Origin of the sequence: Aerosakkonema funiforme FACHB-1375 (assembly GCF_014696265.1) — a bacterium.
GTDB lineage: Bacteria > Cyanobacteriota > Cyanobacteriia > Cyanobacteriales > Aerosakkonemataceae > Aerosakkonema > Aerosakkonema funiforme_A.
In genome coordinates this window covers 1-18343 of the sequence record NZ_JACJPW010000072.1, presented here as the reverse complement: position 1 = coordinate 18343, position 18343 = coordinate 1, and the positions used below count along the sequence as shown (strand labels likewise).

Genomic DNA, 18343 nt, shown 5'->3' with positions numbered 1-18343 from the left:
AATTTAAAATTACCCAATCGCCAGTCTTTAATTAATTTCAACTTCTAATTCACTTCTCCATTGTGACAAAGGTTTATCCCAATTTTCCTCCCACTTTTGCGCCAGTAAAGGTTTCGCTTTTAACCCCATATTATAACCGCGATCGATAATTTTCATCAGCTCGCTCAAATCATCTGGAAATCTCAGCAGAGTATTCAAAATTCCTCCCGCCATCAGCGCCACCGACAAAGGTGTGCGAGTTTGAGCAAGATAAAATGCTTGCAAACCGATTTCTCCGAATACATCAGTGTCAAAACCAGTAATCGCGTGCCAAATATCGTGGGTTTGACGTATGCGTAATGCCAGGTAAGTATAATCATTGTCCACCCTAACCTTACGATAAAATTCAGGATCGAAATTTGCCTCCTTCATTTTGTACGCATAGGTGTAACCCAGAGAATGTTTGGGTAGTTTTAGCAGGGCTTCTATATCTGGAGTTTGGGCTATATAACGTTCGGCAATGAGAGGTTGAACTTCAGGGATAGACTTCAAGTATTCCATCGATTTTTGATATGTTTCGGTATGGCGAAACCCCTCCGCCATATCGAAAACAGAATCAGTTTGACCGGGATCTCTAGCAAAAGTAATAAATCCTTTGAAACCGATGAGATAGTCAAGGTGCATTTGCCGATTTAGTTCTGGTGCTAACATAAAAACTATAAAATTTGTATGTACCAATACTCTATATTCAGCACTCACAAAACCCGATCCGGAAATACCAGTTTGCTAAGCGTCAATCCCTCGCCATATTTAAAGTAGTTTGCCACAATGTAAAAAAGCGGGTTTTTTTAATCACTCCGGTTTCTCAAAGCTAAAGCAGCAGCAATTAGCTGATGTGACAATTAACAAACTGTCTATTTAACTCATCTATTAACCAGTAGGGTGCGTTAACGCAGTGTAACGCACCTAAAATCATCACAGATGTATCGCCCACGCAACCTGCATATTAACGCTGCATATGTTGCTCTAGCAAACGTTGCGCCCTTGGTTTAAACAGCAAATAAAACAAAGATTCAATGTAGCGCAACAAATCCTCGCGATTTTCCTGAGAAGTAAAGTTCCAAAAACCATAAATCCGCGCCAAGGACAGCAGCCGAGTCGTGTGAATTTTCCAGGTGTAGGTGCTGTATACTCGATCGATAGCTCGCTGGGAAATTTCATGCCAGTAGTGAGGATCGCGATCGCATTTGGAAATAAATTCCAAAATTCTCTCGGCAGTTTCGTCCAAGTGGGTTGGATTGATGTAAAATCCATTAACTTTATCTTGAATAATCTCCAATGGGCCACCAAACTGGGTGGCAAAAGTCGGCAATCCGGAAATCATCGATTCCAAAATCGTCAAACCAAACGCTTCAAACAAAGCTGGTTGCACAAAAATACCCTGGCGATCGGCTATGATTCGGTAAATTTCTCCAGAATCGCTTTTAGGTAGGCGCACCCCCAACCAGCGAATTTTACCGTGCAAATTGTACTCATCAATAATGCGGTAAAGCTTTTCGATTTCAGCGCGTTCTTCCCGATCGGTTGTTTCTTCAACGCGCAATTTCCCAGCGATTAAGATTAAGTTAGAATGTGCTTGCAATTCTTGGCTTTTACCGAAGCATTCCGCTAATCCGGTCAGGTTTTTGATGCGATCGAGTCGCGCCATCGAGAAGAGAGGATGCTTGCGGGGATCTTCCAGTTTACCAAATATCTGGGTCGGATCTTCGCGCTCGAACAGCATTTGTTCCAGCCGATCGCGATCGCTCTCTATTCTATCTTCATGCCTAGTATAGGGAAAATACACATTTTCATTTACCCCAGGTGCTACCACATTAAACTTAGGACTGAATAGCTCAATCCCATTGACAACGTGATACAAATCTGGCATCGTAAAGCACTTGTAAGACTCGTACTGACCTACACTATCCGGCGTTCCCACAATTTCTTGGTAAGTGCTGGTCATAATAAAATTCGCCGCATTCATCGCCAGCAAATCGGCAGTAAAGTGCAGCGAAAAGTGATATGCCTCCTCAGATTCTTGCCAGTAAAGATTGCTGAACAGATATTTAGATTTTTCTAAAGCGTGAGCGATATTGCACTGCGTCACCTTAAGGCGACGCGCCAGCAGAAACGCCACTAAATTACCATCAGAATAGTTACCGACAATCAAATCCGGTCTACCGTGAAATTCTGCCAGCAGTTCTTTTTCCGCATCTATAGCATAGGTTTCCAGATAAGGCCAAATTTCAAAACGCGATATCCAGTTATTCGTCATATTGGGATTGAATTCCCGGAATGGTACGCGCAAAATCCAGGCATTTTCGGTACCGTAAACTTTTTCCAGACGTTGGTTGCAGCGAGTACCATCGCTGTTAGGAATTAGACGAGTGAGAATAATTACTTTTGGATGAATATTCAGCACATCCAATCCAGCTAAGGTGATGTCTTCTTGCAGTTGTTTTTCTAAACCTTTAGCTTGGTCGAGAACATACACTACTTGACCGCCTGTATCGGGTCGTCCCAAAACTCCTTCTTGACCGAACCAACCGTGAGGAGACACTAAAACAATTTTAAACACCATCGGGATACGAGAGAGGAATGCTTCTAGAGTTTGACGATCGGATGAATCGATCGATTCGTCCAGCATTTCCAGCGTTTCTCGTACCCGACCCGCAGTGTTACCCCAACCGGGTGCAAAACCCATTGTTTGCAGTTCAAACCGAAATTCTTCGTAGGATTGGTGGTTAGGTAGATCGTTCAAAAAGGTTAAGGCTTTTTTCACCCTGTCGGATAACTGTTGCTGCGATCGAATGCGTTCGTCGATTAGCAATTGAACACCGTTGTAGGTGTGAACGCGCAAGAAATTAAACAAAGCTTCCTGCCATTGTCCGGGTTCTTGCAACAGTTTGCTAGATAAATAGCGGTTGAGTAATTGCACGCCGTTGCCGATATTTTTGGGGTCGCGAATTGTCGGCGAATAGTCGTAAAAAGGCCCGAAATCCAGTTCTAGCAAGTCACCTTCATGGGGATGGAAGTGGTTGACGAAGCGATCCCGCAGATCCAGCAACTCCTGTACGGTTATGCGATCGACTGCCAAGTCTTCTGTCAATCGATATACTTCTTGAGAAGCAATCTTAGGACGGATAATCAAATAGAGATTACTGTCTTCTCGAATAATCTCTTGCGTGTAATAAATTAATTTTTCTAAATTGGAAGACTTGTAAAAATTTTCTGGTTTCTGGCGATTAGTGGCATATTCCGAAAAAGCAGTGAGGATGTCGTTACGCAGCAAGTAACGCTTTTCTTGCTGGCGTAAAAAGCTGGCAAACTCCCGCAGATCGCCTTTTTCTTCACTACCAATAACAGCTTCGATAAGTTCGGACATGGTAACTCGCTTGAAAAACGATTGTTTTTCCTACAACCAACTTACAAAATTCTGCCGAAAGCGCCTGTTCCTTGAGGAAGAGTTCTTCTTAAGAGTTTGGCCCAGATCGCTAAATATAAGCCGTCTCTACCGGAAACCTTTTTTCACCCAATCCCGAAATGACTGAAATAAGGTTGTATCATCCACTACTTCTGCCTGTCGGACAAACTGCATAAATTCTGGCAGTGGCAGAAATGGAAAAGTGAACCTTTGTTTTAGTTTGCCACGTTCTTCTTTTGCGAGTAGATAAACTTTAAGTGTAATTCCGTCGTAGCACCAGACTTCGGGAACACCAAGAGCATCATAAATTGATATTCTATTTAGGGAAGTGTTACCGATCTCAATTTCGATCGCCAAATCGGGAGGAGGGTCGCGGGTGAGGTCAATTTCCGCTTTACCCATTACAGCTGAGGCATTTTGGATGTAGAAGCATTCGTCTGGTTCTAAGCCTCGTTCTAAGTCCTGACGCTTAAACGTCATAGAACCTGGATTAATTAGGGGAATACTTCGTTCTTCGGCTAAAATTTTAATAAAGCTCCCCATGAGCGTCTTGTAGCGCTGGTGTCTGTAGGGGGGGCCAATCATCTCTAAAGTGCCGCGATCGTATGTCAGGCGAACCGAGCGATTTTGTAATACTTTCACTATTGTTTCATAGGCATCCCAACTGATGTCTGTCAGGATAAACTTTTGCTTTGGTTGAATTAGATCGATTGCCATTATAAATTCTATAGCTAGGGATTAGGGACTAGGGGCTAGGGGCTAGGGAAGACAGAAGAGAGAAAAGGCTTACGGGGTAAGGGATGGAAGGATCGGAGGTAAGAGTTTGAGTTGTCCTAACCGACTTTCATTGGTTGCTATAAATTCTCAGTTTTTTTACATTAAACATTGTCTCACCGAAAAGCCGAATGTTTACGGGTAATAAATTCTGTCTGTCGGGAGATTTTGGACAATTTTCGGGGAATTTGCCGAACCGGAAAACCAGGAAAAGCAAAAATTGATATTTGTTTATTTGTGAAACAGTAAATATACAGTTATAGACGAACTATACATATATACCGATCTTTTCAGGTGACTAAGGTACAGATAAACCCAGTTTCTTCAAGAAACCCGGTTTCCGGGGTAGACTTGATGCAACTGAAAAATGCTATAAAATACGGGTCGAGCGATGCTTCAGCTTAATGTCACCCCTAAATATCATTTATTCAACTGTCGCGTTTTGCCCTTTAATCAAACTACGAAATGCTGATATTATTTTTATTATTCAGTTAGTAATTTACACAATTTATCCGCTATCTGCACTTGTGTGTCTGATGATAATTGACCCAATTCGCGCTGAACTACTGATTTACGAACTGTCATCAGGCGATCTAATCTGATAGTAGAGGCTGTATGTAAACCACTAGCAGCAAAGTCGGGATGAGTTGTATCCAAAACAATATCTGTTTCCAGCAAATCACTAGGAATCTTACTGGTGATAAAAGCCAGAATAATGTGATTGTAAGGCCCGATCGGGTTAGTTAAGCAGACAGCAGGACGCACCTTGGTAGCCGATAAATCATCAAATGGGAAAGGCACCAGCACAATTTTACCTTTAGTCATTGAATGCCTTCCCATCAGCTAATGTATAAATATCTTCTTCTGGATCGTTGAGGAAATCAAAAACAGGGTTATTGGCTGCGGCGTAAAGCCATTCTTGTTCGTCTATTTCCTCTATATCCTGCCAATCCAGATCGTACTCCAATTCCTCCGCTTCATCTGAGTAATTGAACATGAAAACAAACTTACTCTTAGGTAGAATCAATGTTGGAAGATAAAGTGGTTGATCGTCCCAACCCTTTTCCTTCTCGCCCTTTTCATACATAACAACAAGCGTCGGAATATGTGGATATTTTTGTCTGGGCTTACTTATCCATTGACTGTTTGCAAAACCCGCACCTAGCCAAGGTCTTGTAGTTTGGTTTGACAAGTCAAGTCCTTCACATTTTTGCCCTCGACGAACATTCAGCATTCCCTTTTCGATACCTTTAGCTTTCATCGCCCTGAGTACTTCTTTAACTCGCTTATCTTCCCATGAATATCCCAGACAACGCGCACTCGGCATATTTTCCAGAATTTCAATCAAAAAGTCAATGTCTACTTCATAATAGTTATCGTCACCTTGATATTCAGCCAGAAGATTATTGAGAGCTTCTGTATGCTTGCTTACCTCTGCCTTTTTCCAAAGCGGATCGCGAGGGAAAATCGCAGTTCCAGGTGTAAAGGCATCTATTCCTGCTAAATTCAAGACATTAGAACGGGTTGCTTGCAGTCTTCCACCAACCCAGACAGGCTTGAGCTTAATTTGGCTGGGATCGTCGCCAATAGCCTGACGCATACCTTCATCAGATTCATGGATAGCGCGGAAAGCTTCTAAGATATGCTTGGGTAAAAACAGACGAGTAACATCTTTTAGTTCCTGGCGATAACCATACATTCGAGCGTGTTGATGCACGGTATCCATCACTTTTTGTTTGGCATCCCGTCCGTAATAAGTTACCATCAATCCTTCAATAGTTACACACCTGCCAAGCCTATTTCCACCAATAAGAATATTCATTCCTGGGTTATAGTTTGGTTCTTTATCTGGATTATTAGCATTGATAACTTTTGGGATAGCGCTCCGTAATTCATGCTTTAAGTCTTCAATAAGAGAATCGAGAGGCGGTAAATTAGGTACTGTTTTACTTAACTCCTGATAAGCTTCAGTTAGCCATTTCAACGCCTGCTCTTTCTTGCTTGTAGATGATTGACCTCGCAGAGCCTTATCCAGTTCTACGACAAATCCACTAATTATTTTTTCCAAGTTATCGTGATTATCTTTTTTGTAGCATATATGAGCTAAAAAAGAGTATTTCGCATCTTCATCTGTTGTCGATCTCATTTTATAAATTGCCCCCAGGAAGAAGCAGCATAAAGCTATCCTCAAGCCTTCAGGAATATTCCAGTTATTACCAGGGTTTATCTTTCCTTCCTGCTGTTTTAATAGCTCTATCTCTTCAGCTTTAACTATAAAACAATAAGGGCTATTTTCGTCAAAAAATAAATCTCCTCCCATGTAACTATCACCTGGTTTAGGTAGGGCAGCACAAAAAGCAGGTTTACATGGATGGTCAAGATTTTGCAGCAGCAAACTCTGCGGAGTGGCTGTAATCTGTAAGTAAATGTGATTAGCTACTTCTTTCCGTATTTTGCCAATTTTATCAAAAATTGCACTATCTGGAACTATGTCTTTACCTTTCTTTGCTTGCTTTTGTTCGTTTGTATTCAAGCTAGCATTATCAGCTTCATCATCAAATATCAGAGTTGGTACACTACTGGCATTAGCATATTTAAGAACTTTCAGCAAGTTATCCAAGTGACGCTGATTTTTAGTAGATACTAGGACAACACCAGTATCTTTTATATATGGAAGCAATTTACTTTTAGCAAATTCGTGTGGATCGTTTTTCCATTGTTCCCAATCGAAGACAACAGGCCCACCTTTGAGTTGATTATTGAAACGAGCAGCAGTTTGTTTGCCAAGCCAAGTATTGTCCGAAGTTAATACAATGAAACAACGAAATCCATTTTCTTGAGCAACTGCCAGCGTAGCAATGGTAGTATTAGTCTTACCGCTCTGAACTCTACCGTAGATTAAACCAGTAGTACCATCAGGTATTTTACCTTTGTAAGGATTACTAACAAGTCCCGTAGCTGTAGCGCCAACATCACCAACGCCAAATTTTTCTGAGTAGACTTTAACGCAGTTCTTAACAATCTCTACAGCCGTTTGCTTTAATTCCTCTGCTGCTTTCTCTCCTATTTTGCTTCTCAAACGAGCCATAAGCTTGTTGATGCAATATCCATCTGTTTTAATAGTAATTTCACTCATAGCTATTTTCTCTACTAGCAAAAACTACGCGAGGCCAGTCACTTTGGGGTACGGTCTGCTCCATTTGCTGCCTGCCAGGGCCACTTACATGATAACTGCCATGAGGCTGCCTTGACACCGAGAGATGCTGGCCGCTAATGCCAGCATCTTTATCTAAGATACTCCAAAGGCGCTGTTGGGCTATGCAGCAGATGCCGTCTTTATGACAGATTAGTCCAATAAACACTGTGAAGTCAGGATAGTTTTTATATAGGATATCCAATGCAGACTCTTCTTGGCTACTCAATGTGAAAGACCAAGCAGATTTTGGTTTTGTGGATAGCTTAAAAAGAACGGCTGACTTACTGGTATTAGTTTCTATTAAGTAAATAGAACTATGTATCCAAGATGGATGAGCGATCGCAATTTGCTCTCCATAATTAATCAGGCGTAAAAACGCAGCACCTTGCAGAAATTCTCGATCGTTAATCATTAACTGATCGTGCGGGTGTCGATCTCCCGGCACTTTTGTTTAAATTATACCCCACTCGGCCAATCTCACGCTGGGTGAGCGATCGCAACCAGCTTGACCTTTCTCAAACATACAAACTCGCCACGTATTCCCCATAACCATTGTAAGGAAGCGTGGCTCGTTTCTCCCACTCAAAATTCGGCCCCTTCCCCACAAATTTTTCCGTCGCCTGCGACCATCGGGGATGAGGTTTTGTGGGATTTACATTTGCTATAAAATCATACTCGTTAGGCACAAGCGTATTCCAAAAAGTTGCTGGCTGATTTTCCACAAACTCAATTTTGACGATCGACTTTGCACCCTTAAAACCATACTTCCAGGGTATTACTTCTCGCAACGGCGCACCGTGTTGATCGGGTAACAAATGACCGTAAACTCCTACAGCAAAAAATGCTAACTCGTTTGCCATTTCATCTAGGCGCAAACCTTCTGTATAAGGCCAAGGTAACTTTCTCCCCAATGTCCAAGCTGGGCCGATCGTAATTTTCGGATCGTAATAAGACGTAAAGCGGACAAATTTAGCTTGCGAAGTTGGTTCCACCGCAGCAATTAATTCGCGCATAGGAAATCCAATCCAGGGAATCACCATCGACCATGCTTCAACGCAGCGAAAGCGGTAAACGCGCTCTGACAAGGGAAACTTTTTCTGCAAATCATCTAAGTCGTAAGTGCGGGGATTTTTCACCAACCCTGTGACTTCGACTTTCCAGTTTTCCGCAGGCAAAGCTTGTGCTGCTTGCCAAATCGATTTACCGCTACCGTATTCATAAAAATTGTTATATCTGCCAGCCAAAGTTTCGGCGGTAATCGGTCGATCGACTTCGGCAAAAGCGGGATTGCGTTTAACTGAATTTAACTTAGGTTTATTCAATGTTTTTTCCAGGGTCAGCGCCGATTCTCCAGACTGCTGGCAGCCTAAAATGGGCATAATACTTGCGCCCAAGCTTGCTCCCACGAGCGTTTTCAGAAAGCGACGCCGATTGAAAAAAACATCTACCGGCGTGACGGAGCGATCGGGAATTTCCCAGGATTTAGGTACACGAATCAGTGTCATAGATAACAAACTCCTATTTCGATCGGCTACAGGCAAAAGTCAAAATGTCAAAAGCCAAAATAAGTTTATTCTTGAAGCAATTGTTGAAAGCGCTGATTTCCTCTAATCCGATCGAAATAGGAACTTGTTGCCGCTAGAGTTAGGTATTTATCCCGATCGAGTTCGATCGCCCTTTGCAAGCTTTCCATAGCCCAATTTACCTTAGTTAAAAGCGCACAACAGCAAGCTTTACTGAACCAAGCATCAGCTTTGTGAGGATTCATTTCAATCGCTTTGTTGTAGCAGGCGATCGCATCTTCATAGCGACCCATACCCCGCCGCGCATCGCCGCGACGATACAATGCCCAATAGTCATTTGGTCTGATTTGCAACGCTTTATCGTAACAGCTAATTGCTTCTGCATCGGAACCCATCAAACGCAAGCTATCGCCCCGCCAATACCACGACCAATAGTCTTTTGGTCTTAGACTGAGAGTTCGATCGTAAGAGGCGATCGCTTCTTCGTAGCGCCTCCCCTCCCGCAGAGCATGAGCGCGATTGTACCATGCCCAGTAATCCTCCGGTTTCAACTCAATCGCTTTATCGTAACTGACGATCGCTTCTTCGTAGCGCCCCAGTTTACGGAGCGTATGACCCCGCCAGTACCAAGTCCAGTAGTCATGGGCATTCAACTGTAGTGCTTGGTTATAACTAGCGATCGCATCTTCATAAAAGCCAAGATCGTCTAGAGTATTGCCCCGCTGATACCAAGCGCGGTAGTCATCCGATTTGCATTCTATCGCTTTGTCATAACTGGCGATCGCATCATGGTGATGCCCCCCCGCACGCAGCGCATTGCCCCGTCGATACCAGGAGCGATAATCATCCGGACGGCACTCTAAAGATTTATTATGGTTACCGTTTACTTGGTCAAAAGCACTCAGACGACTCATAGCGACCAGCAAGCAATTAAAAATATCCTTATCAATCCACAATTATACTTTATATGTTTAATAAGCTTGCCTGTCTATCAGCTTCAAGTCAAGAAAACAACACATAAACTTCATTCGTCATCCGTCATCTGCCAAAACCTTTTCCACGCATACGCCGCCCTAACTAAGCGAAAAACTCATAAAGGAGTAGGGACAGGTTTAACCTGTCCCTACTAAAGACTGATAACTAATGACTGAATTCGAGTTAACAAGCCCTTAGAAATTAGAAGAAGCTTGATTTTGCGGATTGAGCATTACACTCCAAGTGTTAGTCCCAATCACACCATCCGCAACCAAGTTTTTAGAACGTTGGAATGCTCTCACAGCATTGCGAGTTTGCAACCCATACACACCATCAATCGGGCCATTATACAAACCTTGTTGTTGCAGTAAAGTCTGAGCCTGTCTAACTTCTTCTCCCCGACTGCCCAAACTTAAAACCGGATTTTGGTTGTTTGAAAAGCCGCTCGTACCGCTCGTACCATTAGATGGAGTAGTGGTTGTATTTTGAGAAGGTTGATTTAGCGGCTGATTGAGTTGAGAGGGGGATTGATTTAGCTGACTTGGTTGCTGATTCGTTTCGTTTAATGAATCATTCACTTGAGGGGAACCAGTCTGGGCATTAGCAGGCATCCCTCCCAGGAAAGGGATTGCAGAAATTGCAGAGATAATTCCGACGTATACAACACTGGATTTCACTAATTTAGTGACCATGATTGAGACTCCCTATTACAAACTTGAGGTAAGCGCTTCTTTCAAACTTTATCTATCTATCCTCAACCTTATCGGGTCAATCAAATTAGAACATAGACCGCTAGTGTGAGTTTATGCTTGTCAATTTTATAACCTAAGAGAGGGCTGTTAAATTTTTAAATTACAGCACAAGTATGATGTTGTGATATTTCGACTCAACAGGAATCTTGCAGAGAGACTATAGTTTGATATCGGGGTATGTGGGAGCGAATTAGGATTTCAGCAAATCAACCCGATTTGTATGAAATATCGACAAAGTAACTGCTAAAAATAGACCGATAAACCCGATTGACAGCCAGGACTTACCCAAAACATAAAAATCTTCTATTTCTCTTCGTTCTATACCCTGATAAAATTGATACAAATGACTTTATGAATGCCAGAACGCAGCATCTGATTTGGTGGCAAAAAGGCTATAAAATTTTATCCAGATAAATACTATCTAAAGAAAGAGATTACAGGCATCTTCAGATGACTTGCGTGCAGATAAAACTTTGTTCGATCAACCGATTTTTTGGCAGCACAATGCAGTAATCTGAAAGATAACCTGCTTAATCTACCAAATTACAACTGTTTTTCTATGATTTTCCGGCAAGTAGCTGCATTCCTATTAGCTTCCATCCTATGCTGCTGGGCTTTTCCAGCACAAGCATTCGACTATGCCCCGCCTGTGTCCTTCAGCAATGCGGAACTGACAGGGCAAGATTTTTCCGGTCAAACTCTGCGCCAAGCTGAGTTTTCCAACGCTAATATGCAACTAACGAACTTCGCTAATGCAGACTTGCGTGGAGTGGCTTTTAGCGGTTCTGTTTTGACAGGGGCAAATTTGCACGGAACTGACTTGACCAATGCTTTGATAGATCAAGCCAACTTGACAAATGCCGATTTAAGCGACGCAATTTTAGAGCAAGCAGTTTTACTGCGCTCTATTTTTAATGGTACTAATATTACAGGTGCAGATTTCAGCTATGCCATTTTAGATGGCAGCCAAATCAGAGAGTTATGCCAACGCGCTAGCGGCGTGAATTCTAGAACAGGTGTGGCAACTCGCGATTCTCTCAGTTGCAGGTAATTCTATCGCTTATTGCCTTTTTAATCTATCGGCGTGCTGGGGATGAATTGCGACAGAATTTGCAGGATAAGGGCCATCAAAAGATATCTCCGCGTGAGGTGCTGTGGGGCTCACTATCCTGTAACCTAAGTTAGCCAGAAATTCGTAGATAGTTCTAATATTGTGAGACGTATATTTAAAAAAAATAGGCAATGTTTCAAAATAAATCAAGGGATGATACTTTTCTATTACTGCCTTAGCTCCTAGTAAAACATCATATTCCATTCCTTCGACATCGATTTTAATTACATCTATTTTTTCAATTGGTTCGAGCAATACCCACTCATCAAGTGAAACTACGTCTACCACAGTACCGGAAATTGGCTGCAAAGCACCATTTCCTCGAAATTCTCGGTCTTCGTGATAAAATAACTGGCCTTTAGTCGCACCCACTCCTAACGGCACTACTTTTACTAAATCTTTCAGGTGCGGATTTAATTCAATATTGGCTTGTAAACGATAACGGATATGTTCTGATGGTTCAAAGGCATAAATTTTGCCAGTAGTTATTAAACTGGCGGCAACTAAGGTAAGCACACCGCAATTAGCGCCAATATCTAAAAATAGATCGTTTTTACGAATAACTTTGCGTAAAAACTTGGTGGTCACAACATCGTACAGACCCCCAAGCCACACAGAAGCTTCTATTGGATAAGTTGTATCGACGTTAAACTTATATTTACCAGCATAATTTTTGACTGTATAGGTTTGGCCTTTGGCTAGTAAATTGGCAAATTTACCTCCACCCTTACCAGTGAAAAGAAAAACTAACTTGACGATTAAACGTAAAATATGGCTAAATATAACGTTCCAAATTTGTTTCATAATGAAGAATAGGTGATGGTTGATGGGAATAACCTTTTGACCGATGACCGATCGCAAATGACAAAAGACTAATCACAGTTAGCAATGAACAATATTAAGCGAGTGGGGGTTATTGGTGGAGGACAGCTAGCTTGGATGATGGCGGGTGCAGCAAAGACGTTGGGGATTGAATTAGCGATCCAAACGCCCCATCCCACCGATCCGGCTGTGGCGATCGCAGCTTCCACCATTTTTGCACCAGTGGATGACGCTGCCGCCACCGCCGAGCTAGCTACTCGCTGCGATGCGATCGCCTTTGAGAATGAGTTTATCAACCTGGAAGCTTTAATGCCGCTACAGGAACAAGGCGTCCGCTTTCGTCCCAAGCTAGAGGTATTGGCCCCCCTCTTGGATAAATACGACCAACGCTGCTATTTGAGGGATTTGGGCTTACCCGTGCCCGAATTTGTCGCTCTTGAGGAGAAGAATGAAGGGGAAGAACACTTAATTTCCAACTTCCCATTCCCAGTAGTGGTGAAGGCGCGACGCCACGGTTATGACGGACAGGGCACCTTCATCATAAAAGATCCGGAAACTCTGGCAGCAACATTGCAACGATTGAGACAAACCCCTGTATTGCTGGAAGAATTTATTCCCTTTGAACGGGAACTGGCGGTAATTGCAGCGCGTTCCCATACTGGTGAAGTTGCAGTTTATCCTGTAGTGGAAACGCAACAAGAAGAACAAGTTTGTCGGCGGGTGCTAGTACCGGCAGATATCGATCCAGCCGTCACCGCCCAGATAGAAGCGATCGCCCATACCCTACTCAATAGCTTACAAGCGGTGGGAATATTCGGGATCGAACTATTTTTGACCGCCACTGGCAAAGTATTGGTCAACGAAATTGCACCCCGCACCCACAATTCCGGGCATTTTAGCCTTGATGCCTGTTATACCTCTCAATTCGAGCAGCATCTGCGAGCCGTTTGCGACCTACCCTTGGGCAATCCTGCCTTAAAATGCGATGCGGCAATCATGGTAAATCTATTGGGTTACGAACATTCCCACAACGATTACCTCAGCAAACGACAACAACTTGCCGATTTACCGAACTCTCACGTCCATTGGTATGGGAAAAGCGAATCTCGCCCCGGTCGCAAACTCGGCCACGTTACTGTTCTATTAGATGGGGCAGATAAATCCAAAGCACAAACCTTAGCACAGGCGATCGAATCCATATGGTACAGCAGGGACTAGGGGCTAGGGGTTAGGGGCTAGGGAAGAGGGAGAGGGAAGAGGGAGAGGGAAGAGGAGGAATTTTTGAATGATTGACTTTCCCTAACCCCTAGCCCCTAGCCCCTAGTCCCTTTTTGACTTTTGACTTTTGACTTCCCCCGCTCCCCCTTTGCAATCTCCAGAAAAAAGCTAAAATATGAAAGCAGGTTGTCCTGAGACGTTGGTGACTGCCAATAATGTTTTGTGATCTATGCCTGTTTAAAAAGGGAGCCATAGAGTTTGAGCTGCGGTAGACCGGGCTTGTACCCGGAAACTTTGAAGCTATCACCGATGGTGCCCACCTGGTTCATCCAGGTCAAAAACTGAGGTAAGACGGCGTTGCGGGATACCTGCACAGAATTAATTCCCCTGTCATACAGATGGGGGTATTTTTTTTATTGTTATCCCCACAAGCTGGCTAGGGGCTGGGGGTTAGGGGTTAGGGGTTAGGGGTTAGGGCGTCGGGAAAAGGGAGAGGGAGAAATTTTGACTTTTGACTTTTGACTTTTGACTTTTGACTTTTGACTTTTGACTTTTGACTTTTGACTCCCCCATGACTGTTTGTATTGTTTGATTCCAGTTAAGCTGGACAAGAAACGCTAACATAATTGAAAACGAGTGGAATGCGGGTTTGAGATTAAACGTTTTGTCTCAACTGCCGAACGTGTCAGAGTTCCCGGCTGATGTATTCAGGCTAGACAATGGATTGACGGTGATTCACCAATACATATCGGCCACACCGGTAGCAGTGGTCGATGTTTGGGTGCGTGCGGGAGCCATACGAGAACCCGATGAATGGTCTGGTATGGCCCACTTTCTGGAACACATGATCTTCAAAGGCACTGAGCGAGTGCCTCCAGGAATGTTTGACCAGATTGTGGAAAACTGGGGAGGTGTCACAAACGCCGCTACGAGCCACGATTACGCTCATTTCTTCATTACCACAGCGGTGCCGTACTTGGCAGATACGTTGCCGTACTTGGCGGAACTGCTATTAAATGCTGCCATCCCAGATGACGAATTCATCCGGGAACGGGATGTGGTATTGGAGGAAATTCGCCAAGCTGAAGATAACCCGGATTGGTTGGGTTTCCAAGCGCTGGTAGAAAGCATTTATCCCCACCATCCTTACGGTCGTCCGGTACTTGGAACGGAGAGCCATCTACTCAAACATTCTCCCGCAGAGATGCGATGTTTCCACGCTTGTCATTACCAACCGGAAAACATTACTGTGACGATCGTCGGGGGAGTCGATCGAGAAACGGCTCTAGAACTTGTGAGTCGATCGTTTGTAGAGTTTGCCCCTCGTTGCAATGCTCCCCAACTGCAAACAAAAATCGCTAGCCCACTGACGGAAATTCGCCGCCAGGAACTTTGTCTACCCAGACTAGAGCAAGCTCGTTTGCTCATGGGTTGGACAGGCCCGGGACTGGAGGAATTACGCAGTGCTTACGGGTTGGATTTGCTGTCGGTGTTGTTGGCAGAGGGGCGGTGTTCTCGACTGGTACGGCAATTGCGGGAAGAAGAGCAATTAGTGCATAACGTTGGTAGCAGTTTCTCGCTACAGCAGGAGTCTAGTCTATTTACGATTAGTGCTTGGTTGGAACCGCAATATTTAGATGTGGTAGAGGGGCTGATTTCGGATTGCCTCGCCCAGTTGCACGCCTCACCCGTATCTGAGGCAGAATTGAAACGCTGCAAACGCCTGTTGTGTAATGATTATGCTTTTTCCACAGAATCGCCTGGGCAGTTGGCTGGGCTTTATGGCTATTACAGTACGATCGCCCAAGCAGAAATCGCAGTTACCTACCCGCAGCAGATTCAATCATTTCAGCCAGCAGAGGTTCAGCAGCTCGCGCAGCAGTATCTATCTCCGGAGCGTTATGCTGTCACTATCTTAAAACCTAATTACTAATAGCTAATGGCTTTGTTGAAAAGCCATTAGCTATCAATGACTATTGAGTATTAACTATTCACAATTGACAGATGACCAGAATGCAAAATTCCATCGATCGAGGGATTAAGCGAACACAATTAAAAAATGGCATTGTCGTAATCGCAGTGGAAAATCCGGCTGCCGATATTATTGCCAGTCGGATATTTTTGCGTGTTGGCGGTCGGTGGGAACAACGATCGCAAGCGGGTTTGTCTCACTTACTCGCATCCGTCCTCACCAAGGGAACCGATCGACTGACCGCTTCCGAAATCGCCGAACGTGTGGAGTCCTTGGGAGCAAGTTTGGGTGCTGACGCCGCTGCCGATTATTTTTTGCTCAGTATGAAAACTGTTTCTGCTGATTTTGCGGAGATACTAGAACTGGCTGGGCAGCTGTTGCGATCGCCCAGCTTTCCAGAAACAGAAGTGGAATTGGAACGCCGCATGGCTTTGCAGGCAATTCGATCGCAGCAGGAACAGCCGTTTACGGTGGCATTCGAGCAGTTGCGACAAGCTATGTATCGAGATCATCCTTATGCGATGTCGAGTCTGGGAACAGAAAGCAGCGTTTCCAAGCTTACTCGTGCTGATTTGCAGGAGTACCATCGCACTTACTTTCGCCCGGATAATACTGTCATCAGTATAGTGGGCAGAATAGCGCCAGAAGATGCGATCGCCCAAGTCGAGCAAGTTCTCGGCGACTGGCAAGCACCTGCAACGCCTATCCCCACCCTCACCCTACCCCGCATTACCCCTATTCCTCACCCCAGCGTTACCTACCAACCAACTCAGCAATCTATTGTGATGTTGGGATATCTCACACCATCGGTGGGAAGTCCCGACTATATGGCTTTAAAGTTGCTCAATACCTATTTGGGGAACGGTCTTTCCAGTCGGTTGTTTGTGGAATTGCGGGAAAAGCGAGGTTTGGCTTATGAGGTTTCTGCTTTCTACCCAACTCGCTTGGATTGGTCGCAATTTGCAGTTTACATGGGTACTGCCCCGGAAAATACAGCGATCGCACTCGACAGCTTAAGGGCAGAAGTCGATCGCTTGTGCAAAGCTCCACTTGAGCCAGAAGAGTTTCAGGCTGCCCAAAATAAGTTGCTGGGTCAGTACGCTTTGGGTAAACAAACCAACGCTCAAATCGCCCAGGTTTATGGCTGGTACGAAATCTTGGGGTTGGGAATCGAGTTCGATATCACTTTCCCGGAAGCTGTTGCAGCTGTAACAACCGAGGCGGCGATGGATGCGGCTTGCCGATACTTTATCGAGCCGTATGTGTCTTTGGTTGGGCCAGCATATGCTGTGGATGGATTGGTAGAAAAGGGTTGGCAAAATTAGGGGTAAGGGGTAAGGGACTAGCGATCGCGCCATCATTCGTAGAAATCGGTTTCTTTGCGAAAATTGACAAAATTCATGTGTCATGATATATATCCAATGACACAAGAGCAATGGTCGATGACGCGATTGAAGATGTCTGGGTTAATCCGTTTTTGCTTATTTCTGCTTCCTGTTTCCCTATTAAGTTGGTATCAACTGCCACCCGCATTTAGCCAGGGATTCAGTCGCTTAGACTCGGAAGTTTCCAGCCGCCAGTCTGTAGTTCGACCTACCCTCAAAAGCGGTAGTCAGGGAGTGGTAGTCTCAGAACTGCAAGCAGTTCTCAAACTGTTGGGTTATTATAGTGGCGCGGTTGATGGCAACTATGATGAAACAACTGCGATCGCAGTTTCTCAATTTCAGCGAGCGGCTGGTATAAAAGCTGATGGCATTGTGGGTACGGCAACTTGGGAACAATTATTTCCACCTGCGCGATCGACACAGCCTTCTTCTGTATCCTCCCCAACAGCCGAGTCACAAGAAAAACCAGTACCAGCAAATCAATCTGCCGCTAACACCAGCGCTTCTACTCTTACGGAGTCCCCAACAAACAATTTACCAATTTTGCGGCTGGGGATGCGCGGCCCTGCTGTGTTCTGGTTACAAAAACGACTGCAAGCAACCGGATTTTTTACTGGTGCTGTCGATGGTGTTTTCGGCTCAGATACCCAAATTGCCGTCAAAGCTGCACAAAGAAATTATGGGCTAAATGCTGATGGAGTTGTTGGCCAAAGCACTTGGAGAGCTATTTTACCTTAGTTTTGGTACATTGGTTCTTTTGGGTGGATGGGGTAAGTTGAGATCGATCGTTTTACGGCAGCAAGCGAGTAAATAAGATTTTATTATCCGGATAAATAAGGCAGAGCCGACTAAAGCTTTCGTTGATGGGGTAATTTATTGAAACTCTCAACTAAAACTGAATCATAGCACTGAAGCCACCCCAGCCCTAAAGGGACGGGGGTTCAAAATGCGATGAAACCTCCACTTGGCTCTCCCAAATTGGTACAACATCCAAGTTCTTAGTGTTGGCATTTTGAACTTTCGTTGCGACTCGCTCTGACTCTGGGAATTTCCCAAAGGAAGAAGGAACTTGTCCTCCTAATCGCAAGTTAATTTTCGTGGTCGCCTGTCTCCAAGCCGCATACAAGAGCGGTTCCGCACTTAACCAAGCATTTTGTGCTTGATTCGCTT

16 protein-coding genes and 1 other RNA gene are annotated in these 18343 nt (G+C 44.3%); 6 read left to right on the top strand and 11 right to left on the bottom strand.

From position 1 onward, the window contains the following. Positions 1 to 27: 27 nt before the first annotated feature. The 9 genes from H6G03_RS24125 to H6G03_RS24085 form a co-directional block, all read right to left on the bottom strand. Positions 28 to 690 (bottom strand): Coq4 family protein, encoded by a 663-nt coding sequence (locus tag H6G03_RS24125; protein WP_190469733.1) that lies wholly within the window; start codon positions 688 to 690, stop codon positions 28 to 30. Between the two features lie 295 nt (positions 691 to 985). Next, entirely contained in the window at positions 986 to 3406 is a 2421-nt protein-coding gene (locus H6G03_RS24120) for a sucrose synthase (protein ID WP_190469731.1), read from the bottom strand. Between the two features lie 126 nt (positions 3407 to 3532). After that, the gene (locus H6G03_RS24115; RefSeq protein ID WP_190469729.1) at positions 3533 to 4162 is read right to left on the bottom strand and encodes a Uma2 family endonuclease; all 630 of its coding nucleotides are present in this window, start codon (positions 4160 to 4162) and stop codon (positions 3533 to 3535) included. Positions 4163 to 4702: 540 nt separating this feature from the next. Further along, on the bottom strand, positions 4703 to 5044 hold the full coding sequence (locus H6G03_RS24110; protein ID WP_190469727.1) for a type II toxin-antitoxin system PemK/MazF family toxin: 342 nt from the start codon (positions 5042 to 5044) through the stop codon (positions 4703 to 4705). Further along, the gene (locus tag H6G03_RS38245) at positions 5037 to 7355 is read right to left on the bottom strand and encodes a Z1 domain-containing protein (protein WP_190469726.1); all 2319 of its coding nucleotides are present in this window, start codon (positions 7353 to 7355) and stop codon (positions 5037 to 5039) included. Before H6G03_RS38245 ends, H6G03_RS24110 begins: the two co-directional genes overlap by 8 nt. After that, positions 7348 to 7860: a hypothetical protein gene (locus H6G03_RS24100; RefSeq protein WP_199317907.1), complete on the bottom strand. Its 513-nt coding sequence runs from the start codon at positions 7858 to 7860 to the stop codon at positions 7348 to 7350. The genes H6G03_RS38245 and H6G03_RS24100 overlap by 8 nt, the downstream gene beginning before the upstream one ends. Before the next feature lie 70 nt (positions 7861 to 7930). Next, complete coding sequence (gene msrP, locus H6G03_RS24095; protein ID WP_190469722.1) at positions 7931 to 8920, bottom strand: protein-methionine-sulfoxide reductase catalytic subunit MsrP; 990 nt, start codon at positions 8918 to 8920, stop codon at positions 7931 to 7933. Positions 8921 to 8985: 65 nt separating this feature from the next. Beyond that, positions 8986 to 9852: a tetratricopeptide repeat protein gene (locus tag H6G03_RS24090; protein ID WP_190469720.1), complete on the bottom strand. Its 867-nt coding sequence runs from the start codon at positions 9850 to 9852 to the stop codon at positions 8986 to 8988. A 255-nt stretch (positions 9853 to 10107) separates the two neighbouring features. Beyond that, positions 10108 to 10605: a peptidoglycan-binding domain-containing protein gene (locus H6G03_RS24085; protein WP_199315454.1), complete on the bottom strand. Its 498-nt coding sequence runs from the start codon at positions 10603 to 10605 to the stop codon at positions 10108 to 10110. Between the two features lie 619 nt (positions 10606 to 11224). Between H6G03_RS24085 and H6G03_RS24080 the strand changes: the two genes are divergently transcribed. Beyond that, complete coding sequence (locus H6G03_RS24080) at positions 11225 to 11716, top strand: pentapeptide repeat-containing protein (protein WP_190469718.1); 492 nt, start codon at positions 11225 to 11227, stop codon at positions 11714 to 11716. A gap of 9 nt (positions 11717 to 11725) precedes the next feature. On the opposite strand, the gene H6G03_RS24075 is transcribed toward H6G03_RS24080, so the two are convergent. Further along, positions 11726 to 12580, bottom strand: coding sequence for an FkbM family methyltransferase (locus tag H6G03_RS24075; RefSeq protein ID WP_190469716.1), 855 nt, complete (start codon positions 12578 to 12580; stop codon positions 11726 to 11728). 84 nt (positions 12581 to 12664) lie between these two features. On the opposite strand from H6G03_RS24075, the gene H6G03_RS24070 reads away from it, so the two are divergent. The 5 genes from H6G03_RS24070 (at position 12665) to H6G03_RS24050 (ending at position 17911) form a co-directional block, all read left to right on the top strand. Continuing rightward, on the top strand, positions 12665 to 13816 hold the full coding sequence (locus H6G03_RS24070; protein ID WP_190469714.1) for a 5-(carboxyamino)imidazole ribonucleotide synthase: 1152 nt from the start codon (positions 12665 to 12667) through the stop codon (positions 13814 to 13816). 185 nt (positions 13817 to 14001) lie between these two features. Continuing rightward, positions 14002 to 14186, top strand: a non-coding RNA gene (ssrS, locus tag H6G03_RS24065) — 6S RNA. A 294-nt stretch (positions 14187 to 14480) separates the two neighbouring features. Continuing rightward, the gene (locus H6G03_RS24060; protein ID WP_190469711.1) at positions 14481 to 15749 is read left to right on the top strand and encodes a M16 family metallopeptidase; all 1269 of its coding nucleotides are present in this window, start codon (positions 14481 to 14483) and stop codon (positions 15747 to 15749) included. Positions 15750 to 15820: 71 nt separating this feature from the next. Next, positions 15821 to 17113: a M16 family metallopeptidase gene (locus tag H6G03_RS24055; protein WP_199315453.1), complete on the top strand. Its 1293-nt coding sequence runs from the start codon at positions 15821 to 15823 to the stop codon at positions 17111 to 17113. A gap of 96 nt (positions 17114 to 17209) precedes the next feature. Next, positions 17210 to 17911: a peptidoglycan-binding domain-containing protein gene (locus H6G03_RS24050; RefSeq protein WP_199315452.1), complete on the top strand. Its 702-nt coding sequence runs from the start codon at positions 17210 to 17212 to the stop codon at positions 17909 to 17911. Positions 17912 to 18098: 187 nt separating this feature from the next. On the opposite strand, the gene H6G03_RS24045 is transcribed toward H6G03_RS24050, so the two are convergent. Continuing rightward, on the bottom strand, positions 18099 to 18343 hold a 245-nt coding region (locus H6G03_RS24045; RefSeq protein ID WP_190462705.1), incomplete at its 5' end, for a hypothetical protein.

What these genes read in the sequence shown, in the direction of transcription:
- H6G03_RS24055 (WP_199315453.1), top strand. Translation starts at nt 15,821, where the DNA reads ATGACCAGAATGCAAAATTCCATCGATCGAGGGATTAAGCGAACACAA.
- msrP (WP_190469722.1), bottom strand. Translation starts at nt 8,920, where the DNA reads ATGACACTGATTCGTGTACCTAAATCCTGGGAAATTCCCGATCGCTCC.
- H6G03_RS24075 (WP_190469716.1), bottom strand. Translation starts at nt 12,580, where the DNA reads ATGAAACAAATTTGGAACGTTATATTTAGCCATATTTTACGTTTAATC.
- H6G03_RS38245 (WP_190469726.1), bottom strand. Translation starts at nt 7,355, where the DNA reads ATGAGTGAAATTACTATTAAAACAGATGGATATTGCATCAACAAGCTT.
- H6G03_RS24070 (WP_190469714.1), top strand. Translation starts at nt 12,665, where the DNA reads ATGAACAATATTAAGCGAGTGGGGGTTATTGGTGGAGGACAGCTAGCT.
- H6G03_RS24090 (WP_190469720.1), bottom strand. Translation starts at nt 9,852, where the DNA reads ATGAGTCGTCTGAGTGCTTTTGACCAAGTAAACGGTAACCATAATAAA.
- H6G03_RS24080 (WP_190469718.1), top strand. Translation starts at nt 11,225, where the DNA reads ATGATTTTCCGGCAAGTAGCTGCATTCCTATTAGCTTCCATCCTATGC.
- H6G03_RS24110 (WP_190469727.1), bottom strand. Translation starts at nt 5,044, where the DNA reads ATGACTAAAGGTAAAATTGTGCTGGTGCCTTTCCCATTTGATGATTTA.
- H6G03_RS24125 (WP_190469733.1), bottom strand. Translation starts at nt 690, where the DNA reads ATGTTAGCACCAGAACTAAATCGGCAAATGCACCTTGACTATCTCATC.
- H6G03_RS24050 (WP_199315452.1), top strand. Translation starts at nt 17,210, where the DNA reads ATGACACAAGAGCAATGGTCGATGACGCGATTGAAGATGTCTGGGTTA.
- H6G03_RS24115 (WP_190469729.1), bottom strand. Translation starts at nt 4,162, where the DNA reads ATGGCAATCGATCTAATTCAACCAAAGCAAAAGTTTATCCTGACAGAC.
- H6G03_RS24120 (WP_190469731.1), bottom strand. Translation starts at nt 3,406, where the DNA reads ATGTCCGAACTTATCGAAGCTGTTATTGGTAGTGAAGAAAAAGGCGAT.
- H6G03_RS24085 (WP_199315454.1), bottom strand. Translation starts at nt 10,605, where the DNA reads ATGGTCACTAAATTAGTGAAATCCAGTGTTGTATACGTCGGAATTATC.